The sequence below is a fragment of the Mucilaginibacter sediminis genome, from assembly GCF_051903035.1.
Taxonomy (GTDB): Bacteria; Bacteroidota; Bacteroidia; order Sphingobacteriales; family Sphingobacteriaceae; genus Mucilaginibacter.
The window spans coordinates 2,047,454-2,059,730 of the sequence record NZ_CP170602.1 but is presented as its reverse complement, the minus strand read 5'-3'; the positions used below and the strand labels follow the sequence as shown (position 1 = coordinate 2,059,730).

At 42.1% G+C, this 12,277-nt stretch carries 6 protein-coding genes; all 6 read left to right on the top strand.

Annotated features, from left to right (window positions below; translation table 11 throughout):
• Positions 1-139 precede the first annotated feature (139 nt).
• The 6 genes from ACFGVS_RS08115 to ACFGVS_RS08090 all read left to right on the top strand — a co-directional run bounded on the left by ACFGVS_RS08115 (position 140) and on the right by ACFGVS_RS08090 (position 12,055).
• Entirely contained in the window at positions 140-730 is a 591-nt protein-coding gene (locus ACFGVS_RS08115; protein ID WP_439698207.1) for an RNA polymerase sigma-70 factor, read from the top strand.
• Positions 731-1,106: 376 nt separating this feature from the next.
• Positions 1,107-2,330: a FecR family protein gene (locus ACFGVS_RS08110; protein WP_439698206.1), complete on the top strand. Its 1,224-nt coding sequence runs from the start codon at positions 1,107-1,109 to the stop codon at positions 2,328-2,330.
• Between the two features lie 338 nt (positions 2,331-2,668).
• Positions 2,669-5,995: a TonB-dependent receptor gene (locus ACFGVS_RS08105; protein ID WP_439698205.1), complete on the top strand. Its 3,327-nt coding sequence runs from the start codon at positions 2,669-2,671 to the stop codon at positions 5,993-5,995.
• Positions 5,996-6,006: 11 nt separating this feature from the next.
• Positions 6,007-7,701 carry a RagB/SusD family nutrient uptake outer membrane protein gene (locus tag ACFGVS_RS08100; RefSeq protein ID WP_439698204.1) on the top strand — a complete coding sequence of 565 codons (1,695 nt, stop codon included), beginning with the start codon at positions 6,007-6,009 and terminating at the stop codon, positions 7,699-7,701.
• 379 nt (positions 7,702-8,080) lie between these two features.
• A complete protein-coding gene (locus ACFGVS_RS08095; protein ID WP_439698203.1) occupies positions 8,081-10,531 on the top strand; it encodes a glycoside hydrolase family 95 protein in 2,451 nt (816 codons plus the stop codon).
• Positions 10,532-10,561: 30 nt separating this feature from the next.
• A complete protein-coding gene (locus tag ACFGVS_RS08090) occupies positions 10,562-12,055 on the top strand; it encodes a glycoside hydrolase family 30 protein (RefSeq protein WP_439698202.1) in 1,494 nt (497 codons plus the stop codon).
• Positions 12,056-12,277: the final 222 nt, after the last annotated feature.

Sequence of the window (12,277 nt, the reverse complement as noted above, 5' to 3'; positions counted from 1 at the left end):
TCAATGTTGGTATAAACAGGTTTTTTCCCGGTCAATTTCAGATTTTAATTTAGAAGTTTATTAAATATCAAAATTAAATACTGACATTCGACAGACCAATTTTAACGTAACTACGCTTCAAATAAGCGACTAACACCAAATGAAAGCGCATCTCCAATATTCAGATGAAGAACTTACGGGTTTAATCCAAAGTGACGAACTTGTAGCGTTTGAAGAAATATATAACAGATATTGGTATAAAATGTATGTTTTTACCAATAAAAGACTCAGGTGTAAGGAGGCTTCCGAGGAAATTGTACAGAATTTTTTTACTAAATTCTGGCAAAACAGAAATACTATTAAAATTGACGAATCCTTAAGGGCATATCTTTTTTCATCGATAAGTTATTTAATCATCAATCATCTAAAGAAGGAAGCCCTTAAAAATCAGTATCTACAGTTATCTTACATTGCAGTTGAAGATCAACTTGATAACTCGACCGAGGATATCGTACATTTAAATGATCTGCAGAGTATTATTGACAAAGAGCTGGAGAAGCTTCCGGTACGTTGCCGTTCGGTTTTTGAGCTTAGCCGCAAGGGTAATAAATCAAATAAGGAAATTGCCAACGTGTTAAATATATCTGAAAAAACAGTAGAGAACCATATCACCAATGCCATTCGCTATCTCCGTATAAATCTAAAAAATTCATTCCTGTTTGCCCTTCTGGTATTCAGGCATCATCTATAACCCCGGTTTACTGATCACTTTATCCTTGTCCCAATACATCGGGCCTCGCTCATTCTAAATAAATGTTAAGAACACAAGGCGAGAAGGTAATCTCAGCTAACCAAGCGGGACATGGTTAGCTGAGCTAATAGTTCGGATCTATACCACTAAATGTTCTTGTTTAGCTAACCAGTCTTCAGTAAAAACGATTTCACGGAAGCTAAAAATCAATGATTTTATTATTCATTGTTGACGCCCTCATGTACAACAAATTGTCTCGCTACTTTAAATTATTTACAATAAAATATTTTTTTAAAATTTATTTAGGGGGTACAGCTATTTTAATTGACTTCACTTATATAAACCAAGAGTAACACATTTTTTACAAATCTTTATCATGGAAAAAAACATTTCAGTTGATGTGATTGAAAGATATCTGTCTGGAAATTGCACCCCTGATGAGATCAGGGAGGTATATCAATGGTTCAGGTCATATGACAATATACCAGATGGCCTTGTCGGACTTCCCGATGATGAGAAAGATATTGTTAAGGAGAAACTATTCGCGCAAATTACAAGCGAAATCAACAACAGCGATAACATAGAACATCTGAATATTGATTCCGTCAACAGTCAGGAGCCAAAGGAAAAAATTGACGGAACGCAGCGAAACAGTGAGCGAAAAATGTATAGTTTATGGATTAAAATCGCTGTAGCGGCTTCAGTTACACTGATCATCGGTGTTTTACTTTACCCTGTGCTCACTAACCGGCATAAAATTGCTCCTGAAATAGCGAAGGTGCAATTTCATGATATTGCTCCCGGGGGAAATAATGCTGTATTGACACTCGCTGACGGTTCTGAAATCATTCTGAAGAATGCGAAAAAAGGATTATTAAGCCAACAAGGCAATGTTAACGTATCTAAAACTTCTGAAGGATTACTTGTTTATAAAGCCAATAGCGATGATTCTGCCTCGGGTAATACGAAATTTAATACAATCACCACACCTAAAGGCGGACAGTATAAGGTGATGTTGCCTGATGGGACCAAAGTATGGCTAAACGCAGTATCTTATCTGAGGTTCCCGACCAATTTTAGCGGTAATACAAGACAGGTGGAGATTAGCGGCGAGGTTTATTTTGAGGTAGCCAAGAATCACGCAAAGCCATTTATCGTAAAGTCAAACAGAACCCAAATTACCGTTTTAGGAACCCATTTTAATGTAAATGATTATCCGGATGAGGCATTTGCTAAAACTACCTTGCTTGAAGGATCGGTAAAAATAAATGGGAAGCGATCAGTTGGCATTTTAAAGCCCGGCGATCAGGCATCGTTAAATGAAAACGATGAAATGAAAATTGCCGCAGATGTGAATGTAAAAGAAGCTGTTGCATGGAAAAATGAGATTTTTGATTTCAATAACACTGATATCACATCAATTATGCGGCAGGTAGCCAGGTGGTATGGCATTAACGTTATTTATACCGGCAAACCCGCGCCTGTTTTATATAAAGGAAGAATATCCAGAAATGTAAATCTTTCTGAAATGCTTGCCATGATAAAGTATATGGGAATAAATTACACACTTGAGGGGAACAACTTAACTGTAAAAAATTAAAGTGTAATTATTCTTCGGGCATTCAGATAAATGTAATTAAAACCAATATAATACAATTATAGTAACCTGATTTTTAACCTAAAATAATAAGCTTATGAGAGAAGAATTACAAATCTAATCCCCGCCCCTTAAAAGGTACCCATATTTTAATAGCCAGATCATTTGATCTTAGATATAAAAAAGCCGAAAAGCGTTCGAAGCACTTTCCGGCAGCATTTGGGTGCCTAAACCAATTGACAAATTGACATTATTACTTACCCAAACATTACAAATGTATGAAATTAAATCATAAGGCAATGCCCGTGGTATGGCCTGATTGTACCTCAATAATATTAACCATGAAACTCACTGCTATTTTCCTGATTGCAGCATTTCTACAAGTGAGCGGCAAGAGTTTTAGTCAGCAGGTGACTATACATCATAAAAACATTTCGATAGAAAAGGTCCTTCAGTTAATCGAAGATCAAAGTAGCTACCATTTCCTTTTCAAAATAAATGACCTGTCATCTTCACGGAATGTAGACTTAGAATTAACTAATGTTTCTGTTGAACAGGCGCTTGACCAATGTTTTAAAAACACGGCCTTTACTTATAAAATTATTAACCGCACAATTTTAGTAAAAAAAATAGCTGACCTGCCTGATCACGCGGCTGGCAATAGTTTTGTACTGCAAAAAATACAGGGCATTGTAACCGATGAAAAAGGCGCCCCGCTTCCTGGTGTAACTATTAAGCTCAAAGGCACAACAACAGGTACAATTACCGATACCGACGGTAAATTTACACTGGAAGTTCCGGACGCAAATAGCACATTGATTGTCAGTTTTATAGGATTTACCTCGCAGGAGGTTTTAACAAACGGGCGTAATGTATTAAACATCCGTTTAAAGGAGGCTCCGAAAGATTTAGGCGAGATAGTTGTTGTTGGCTATGGCCAACAGCGTAAAGAAACGTTAACGGGGTCAATATCCACTGTATCTGGTAAAGAAATAACCCAAAGCCCTGCTCCCAACGTAGTAAGCTCCCTCGCAGGCAAGCTGCCCGGCCTGGTCGTAAATCAGCGTTCAGGACAGCCGGGGGCCGATGATCCGAGTATAATTGTACGCGGAGTTGCGACTTTCTACAATGGAGGTTCAGGCAGTGGTCCGCTTATTATCGTTGACGGGGTGGAGCGTACGATAATAAGCCGCCTTAATCCAAATGATATTGAAAGTATTTCTGTGCTGAAAGATGGTTCTGCCGCTATTTATGGCGCGCGCGCCGCAAACGGTGTAATATTGATAACTACAAAAAAAGGGAAAAAAGGCAAGCCGGATTTTAACGTCAGTTATAATTACGCATTCCAAAGCCCTACTAAAGTTCCGAAAGTTTTGGATGCGGCGACATTTGCACAGGTATATAACGAAGGTAATTTTTATCGGCAATCGACTGGTAGCACCTTCACAACGCCACCAGGTTACCAGCCATTTTATTCAGATGCTGCTATACAGGCCTACAGGAGCGGTTCGGATCCTGTTAATTTCCCGAATACCGATTGGGCAGGCGTTACCTTAAAAAAACATTCTTTCGTAAAAAACTACAACATGCAGGTTATTGGCGGTTCCGACAACGTACACTACCTGTTTTCATTCGGCAGACTGAAACAGGATGGCGGTTACGTCCATGATCCTCAAAATTACACGCAATACAATTTTCGCTCGAAGGTTGATGTTGACATTAACAAATATTTGAATATAGGCGCCAACTTATCTGGTACGCTTGACACTAAAGCATATAGTACAGTGGCATCAAATGTTCAATTTATTAATATACTGCAGGCAAACCCAACGATAACGGCGATTTATCCTAACGGACTGATCGGCCCGGGCCGGCTGGGTGAAAATCCTTTGCTGATTGACCAGCGCGGTTATGACAATATCAGTGAAACGCCTTTATATTCAACTTTTACGGCCACCTTCAAAGTTCCGCATGTTGACGGGTTGAAGATCGATGCATCCTATAACTATGACCTGGATAACGTATTTGAGAAACGCTGGAATATACCGTACTTCTACTATCAGTATAATGTAAATACGAAAAACTATGACCGGATTCAAGGTTCAGCAACAGGGACAACTGAACTGACTGATACTTATTCGAAATATACTACGACATTAAGCAATATAAGAGTTTCCTATGACCATAATTTCCGCAACCATCATGTGGCAGCCATGGTTGGAAAGGAGCAGCAGCAGAATACTTTTTCGGGTGCAGATGCATACAGAAAGAATTTTTTGACCCAGGCCCTCCCGCAGATTAATTATGGCAGCAGTGTCCCGGCCGACCAGGCCAATGGCGGTTCGGCGAGTTCAAGTGCCCGCAACAACTATTTTGGAAGGTTCAATTACGATCTCGATGCCAAATATCTTGTAGAATTTTTGTTCCGTTACGATGGTTCCCCCATTTTTCCTACTAACAACAGATACGGTTTCTTCCCGGGTGCATCAGTTGGGTGGCGCTTGTCTGAAGAGAAGTTCATCAAAGACCGGGCTCCATTTATAGATCAGTTGAAATTGAGGGCTACTTATGGTGAAATAGGTAACGACCGTGTGGGGACCTACAACTATTTACAGGCATATAATTTCGGACAAAACTACGTTTTCGGAAGTACCGATGCGCCGGGCATCTATTCCAACGTGCTCCCTAACCCCAATATCCACTGGGAAGTTAGTAAGAAAACAGATTTTGGACTGGAGTCTGAATTGTGGAACGGTTTGCTAGGGGTAGATTTTACCTACTATTTGGAAAAAAGGTCTAATATCCTGGCTATTCCAAACCTGTCAGTTAGCCAGGTACTAGGCTTCCCGGCTCTTCCTGCTGAAAATATCGGGAAAATGGACAACCACGGCTTTGAATTAAGCGTAAGCACCAGGAGTAAAATTGGTGACGTAACCTATAGCATAGCTGCCAACTTAAACTATAACAGAAGTAAAATTATTTACCAGGATGAAGTTCCGCCACAGGAGCCATACCAGGGTTTTACCGGCCATCCTTTTGGAGCGGGAATGTATTATAAAGCTGATGGTATTTTTCATACCAAGGCCGAACTGGACGCTTATCCCCATGATCCGAATACCAGGGTAGGGGATGTTAAAATGCTTGATTTAAATCATGACGGCAAGATAGATTCAAAAGATCAGTTCACTTTTGATGGCAGCGTTTTACCCAGATATACATTTGGTTTGAACATGAATTTTGCGTACAAAAGCTTTGATCTGAATGTATTCCTTCAGGGGCAGGCCGCCGCATGGAATTATGACAACACATTTGCAAGTTTAGGTACAACTGACTTTGCCAACGCTGCTGTTAAAAGAGCACAAGACCGCTGGACTGTCAGCAATCCAAACGGAACAATGCCAAGGTCTGATGGATATCAGCCGGGCAACAGCACTTTCTATCTGTTCAACGCCAGTTTTGTCAGGTTAAAAACCGTCCAGTTAGGGTACACATTGCCTCAAAATGTGGTCTCAAAAATAGGAATGAACAACCTGCGGGTCTTTGTGAGTGGCTTTAACGTCATTACCTGGGCTAAACAGATCACCTGGGCCGATCCGGAACTTAATGGAGGTTATACCACCTATCCACAACAACGTATTATCAATTTTGGCGCTACCGTAAAATTTTAATTAAAAGTATTATGAAAAAACTATTATTGTTTTTCGCAATTGCTATATGTTTTTCTTGTAAGAAAAACATTCTCGATATCCCACCCAGCGACCGTGTTTCGGATGCTGCTGTGTGGACAGACGCAAATCTTATCCAGGCTTATGAAAACGAGATGTACAACGGCCTCCCTCACGGGTTCTATATTCATATGTACTCAAAGTACACCGATGAAGCTGTAAATACTGCGCCTTGCTGCGGGGCCAATATTTTCGGACCAACTACTTACACGCCCGATAATATCGATCAGGCAGGTAGCGGCGATTTCTGGGGCGGTTATATGTATTACTGGACGCAGGGATACGTGTATATCAGAAAAGTAAACCTCTTTCTGGAAAAAATGAGCACTACTACCGTTAGCCTTCCTAATAAAGCCCGGTTGGTAGCAGAGGCCAAATTTTTACGTGCCTTTATGTATTTTAACCTGATTGAAAGATTCGGCGGAGTCCCCATTGTTACCCAATCGTATCCGCTGGGAACTCAGGTAGATTTTAAGCGAAGTTCCTTTGATGATTGTGTAACCTTTATTGAAAAGGACATTGCCGAAGCTATCCCTGACCTGCCCGTAAGTTATGCCAGCACCGACGCTAACTTCGGCCGCGCCAGTCAGGATGCCTGCAAGGCTCTAAGCTCTCGCGTTCTGCTTTATGCGGCATCGCCTTTGTTTAATACTTCAAATGATATGACGAAGTGGCAAAAAGCCGCTGACGCTGCAGCTTCCTTATTGAGCAGCGGTTATTCGCTTTATCCGGATTACCAAAAGGAATTTATGCTTACAAGCGGTTCGCCGAACAGCGAATTGATCTTTGCGAGGGAGTTTACCACTACCAATGGTCACCAGACCCCAATGAATAACCTTGGCCGCCGTTACGGCGCATACGGAGGTTGGTGGGGGAGTAACGGCCCTTCCCAAAACCTGGTAGACGACTATGACATGACTAACGGTCAACCTCCTTTTATAACCGCAGCAGGGGGCGTGAAAACCATTAATCCCGCGTCGGGTTATGCCCCTCAGCATCCCTACGAAAACCGGGATCCTCGTTTTAATGCAACCGTAATACATGATTCGACAATTTTCCGTGGCGATCGGTTTGCGATGTGGATAGCGCCGGATGGGAAAACTTTTGGAATGGACAGCTATACTTTTAGCAGCGATAATCCGAAAGGCGGATATATACTAAAGAAATTTATGCCTGATGACCCCACTGTACCGCTTAGCTGGCAAACTACCTATACAACACCCTGGCCGTTTTTTCGTCTTGCCGAAATTTACCTGAATTATGCCGAGGCAAAATTAGCGCTTGGCGATGAAGCTACCTGCCGTCAGTATATTAATTTGGTAAGGGCCCGTCCAAGTGTCAATATGCCGCCGATACCTGCCTCGGTTACCGGAGATGCATTAAAAGCAAGGCTTTATAATGAGCGTAGAATAGAGCTGGCTTTTGAGGGCCATCGGTTTTTTGATGTGCGAAGGTGGAAGATTGCGATGGACATAGAAAACAGGCCTATTATGGGCATGAATATCAGCCGGGATCCTGCAACCAACAAACAAACCTATACGCCGGTGGTCGAATTACAAAAGCAGTTTACCCCCAACATGTATTTGCTGCCTGTTGCAACCGCCGAACTTAGCAGAAACAAGAATCTGGGGCAGTCTGCAGGGTGGTAATTTCCTGCTCCTTTTGATGATAAACCAATCTGGAAGCCATGATAACGGGCTTCCAGATTTTATCGCGGTCACCGTTTCATCTCTAAAATTAACGGGGAGTAAATAGGCCCGCAACGAAGGTTTTAAGGTCCGGTTCCCTAAACTATGCTTGAAGAGCGGATTTATCACCAATGCCCGATAATGAAAATACACCGTGTTTTGCTTCTGATCCAAAAGATGATCTGAAGCTGAGCGCCGAAAATAAAAACAGGCTTAGATCTTCACGGCTGGCCCGGAATAAGGTAAACAAAATGGAATTAAGCTACATGATGCCAGTTATAACAGCAACCAAAAACCTTTCCATGTCAAAGAAGAATATTAGTCTTTTGAATCAATGTATATGAAACCTAAATATCAAAAACTTGTAGTAGTTGCTTGTCTGTTTTTTCTTAATGCCAGCGTTTTTGCACAAGGGAAAAATAATTTATGGTACGACAAACCTGCCGCAAACTGGAACGAGGCATTGCCAATAGGCAATGGCTATATTGCCGCGATGGTTTTCGGCACTACACAACTTGAACGCCTGCAGCTGAATGAATCAACGATTTGGGCCGGAGGACCTAATAATACGGTCGATTCCGCAGCTAAACCTTACATTAACCAGGTCAGAACTCTCTTGGCGCAAAAAAAGTATCTGGAGGCACAACTTTTGGCCAATAAGCAAGTGACTCAAAAAGGGAATGGCGGTATGCCGTATCAGTTGGCAGGTAATTTATACATCAATTTCCCCGGCCATAATAGTGTAACAGATTATAAGAGGGACCTCAACATTGAAAGTGCGACCGCCTCCGTAACTTATGTATACGACGGTGTGCATTATAAAAGGGAATATTTCACATCGTTTACTGATAATGTTTTAATGGTCAGGCTGACAGCCGATAAACCACAAATGATTACGTGCAATATTAAGTTGCAAAGCCCTCTTATGAAAACCGTAGAAGTTGCGAACGGTGATTTGGTTTTATCAGGATTAAGCAGCGATCATGAAAATCAAAAAGGCAAAGTAAAATTTAACGTGATGGCCCGCGTAAAAAACTTTGCAGGCGCTGTCACTGCTGACACTTCGGGGATCAAGGTGAATAATGCAGATACGGCTATCATTTACTTATCGATGGCAACTAATTTTGTAAACTATCACGACATCAGCGCCGACCCATTCAGTCGTGCACAGGGTTTTTTAAATAACGCTTATAAAAAGGACTTTGCAACACTGCTCCGGGCTCATTCTGCTTTCTATCAGAAATATTATAACTGTGTTAAACTGGATTTGGGTTCCGGCGATGCAACAAAATTGACTACTGATATACGTATTAAAAACTTTGCAAAGGGAAAGGATCCGCAACTGGCGGAGCTTTACTTTCAGTTCGGCAGGTATTTGCTTATTTCATCTTCACAACCGGGTTCGCCCGAACCGGCTAACCTTCAGGGTATCTGGAACGGCGACCTGAAGGGTGCCTGGGATAGTAAATATACCATCAATATCAATACAGAGATGAACTATTGGCCAAGCGAGGTAACCCAGCTATCGGAGCTAAGTACACCGCTTTTTAATATGATAAGCGACCTGTCAGTGACCGGAAAGGAAACCGCCAATGTGATGTACGGTGCGCGGGGCTGGTCTTTACATCATAATACTGATGTATGGAGGATAACCGGGATTGTTGACGGCCCTTTTTGGGGGCTTTGGCCAACCGGCAATGCCTGGCTTTGCCAGCACCTTTGGGAACACTACCTGTTTACCGGTGATAAAATCTTCCTGAAAAAATATTATCCCATTATGAAAGGTGCAGCTCAATATTTTGAAGACGTTCTGCAACCGGAAGCTGAGCACAATTGGCTTGTAGTGTCGCCATCAATATCACCGGAGCATGAATATATCAATGGCAAAACTCAGGTATCGGTTTCTGCCGGGGCCACAATGGACAATCAACTGGTTTATGGCCTGTTTACCAATGTCGCACATGCTGCCGCCGATTTAAACGAAGACAGCGCCTTTGCTGATAGTTTAATGAATTACAGAACAAAGCTGCCACCTATGCAAATAGGCAGATACGGGCAGTTACAGGAATGGCTGGATGATCTGGATTCTCCAGCTGATCGTCACCGCCATGTTTCGCACCTGTATGGGTTATTTCCCGGTAATCAAATATCACCTTTCCGCGATCCGCGGCTTTTTGCTGCTGCCAAAAACTCGCTGATTTACCGGGGTGATCTTTCGACCGGCTGGTCAATGGCATGGAAAATTAATTTATGGGCCCGCTTACTTGATGGTAACCATGCCTATAAATTATTAACTGATCAGATCTCACCGGCAAATAACGAGGGCCATGAGTCGGGTGGTACTTATCCCAACCTGTTTGATGCACACCCGCCCTTTCAAATAGACGGAAATTTTGGTTGTACCTCAGGGATCGCCGAAATGCTGTTGCAGAGTCATGACGGTGCCATTTACTTGTTGCCAGCCCTGCCGGATGTCTGGAGAAAAGGAAGTGTAACCGGCTTAATGGCCCGTGGCGGTTTTAAGATGGACATAACCTGGGACGATCATAAAATTACAAAACTGGTTATTCATTCCGCTTTGGGTGGTAATTGCCGGCTTCGGTTAAATCAATTGGTGGTTAACAAACTACTAAACAAAGCTTCTGCGCGAAACACAAACCGTTTCTATACGACAATGGATATTAAAAAGCCAGTCATCAGGACCGATAATAGTAAGCTGGGCATACAGTTACCAAAAACATGGCTGTATGATTTTAAAACAACGGCGGGGAAAATATACAAGATAATATAGTATTGAATAAAACATCAAAGGTTAACATTTATGAGAATTTTTAATATAGTTATATTAATAGCAAGCAGCCTTTTATCATCGCTACAGGTTTCGGCCCAGTCCTTCAATTGGATTAAAAGTAGTGACACCGTTTTTTGGAAACTTAAAAGCGTAAATCTCCAAAAAGAGGCTGGTTCAGCTATTGATATTACCGTTGACGATAAAAAAAGTGGCAGTAAGTTTCAGTCATGGGGTACATGTTTCAACGAATTGGGTTGGGATGCGTTAAATCTGCTCCCAAAAGAAAAAAAAGAAATAGTTCTGAACCAGCTTTTCTCCCCGGATGGCGATATGCATTTTACAATAGGACGTTTTTCTATGAACGCCAATGATTACTCCCGTGACTGGTACAGTTGTGATGAGGTCGATGGTGACTTTCAATTGAAGTATTTCAATATTGACCGGGACAAAAAGGCCCTTATCCCATATATCAGGGAAGCCCAGAGAAGAAATCCCAAAATGACCTTTTGGATATCTCCATGGTCTCCACCTTCGTGGATGAAAGTCAACCACAATTACGCGGTCCTGAGTGATGCCAAATACAATCAGCTATCACCGCTTTCCGAAGTTGTTCTTTATGAGAACACTAAGAAAAGGGACGAGCGTGTCTTCCCTAAGCAGGTAACGGTAAATGATTATCTGATACAGGACCCACGTTACCTGCAAGCCTATGCTGACTATTTTTGCAAGTTCATTGACGCTTATAAAGAGCAGGATATTCCAATCAAAATGGTGATGTATCAGAATGAAGCTTATAGCTACACTGTTTACCCCGGCTGCGCCTGGACGCCCGAAGGTGCTATTCGTTTCAATACAGAATATCTGGCACCTGCCTTGAAAGCTAAACACCCTGATGTTTCCTTGTTTTTTGGAACGATCAATACCAATCGTTACGATCTTGTCGATCAGGTACTTTCAGACCCTCGTATGGCAAACACGATCCAGGGTATCGGGTTTCAATGGGAGGGAGGGCAAATTCTATCTGCTATCCGTAAAAAATATCCCCAATATCAGTATGTGCAAACAGAAAGTGAATGCGGTTGGGGGACTTTTGACTGGAAATCAGCCGAGCATACCTTCGATCTCATCAATAGGTATCTGGGTCATGGTTGCACTGAATATACGTTTTGGAACCCTGTTTTGACCGATAGCGGCACAAGTGGATGGGGATGGAAACAAAACGCGCTTATCCGTGTCGATTCGCAAAACCAGACCGCTGCCTACACACCAGAATATTATGCGGTGAAACATTACTCCCGTTACATCACCCCCGGCTCCAGGCTGTTGTCGTTTAAAGAGGCTGGTAATGATAAGAAGCCCGTACTGGTTTTCCAGACACCGGAAGGCAAATACGTTATAGTTGCCGGTAACTTTAAGGATACCGCGCAGCGGTTGCGCATCAAAATTGGTTCAAAGGTTTTGGATGTGTCTTTAGATCCCCACTCCCTAAATACGTTTGAAGGGAAAAAAACTAAAGCAACTTAACCGTATAATGAATGGTATTAAACGATAAACCGGGTCAAAATTTCCGACTGATACACGTTTAAAAATTCTGGCCGTTGCCTTCGGCCCGGGCTATTTACTTCAATCTTTTTCAAAGGATTTCCATTGCTATCCCTAACGGAGTTTCCGTTGGGGATTTTTATTGATGAACGTATTTTAAAGAAACCTGATAAAAATCGTGATCGGTGTTGTTAATGGCAATAC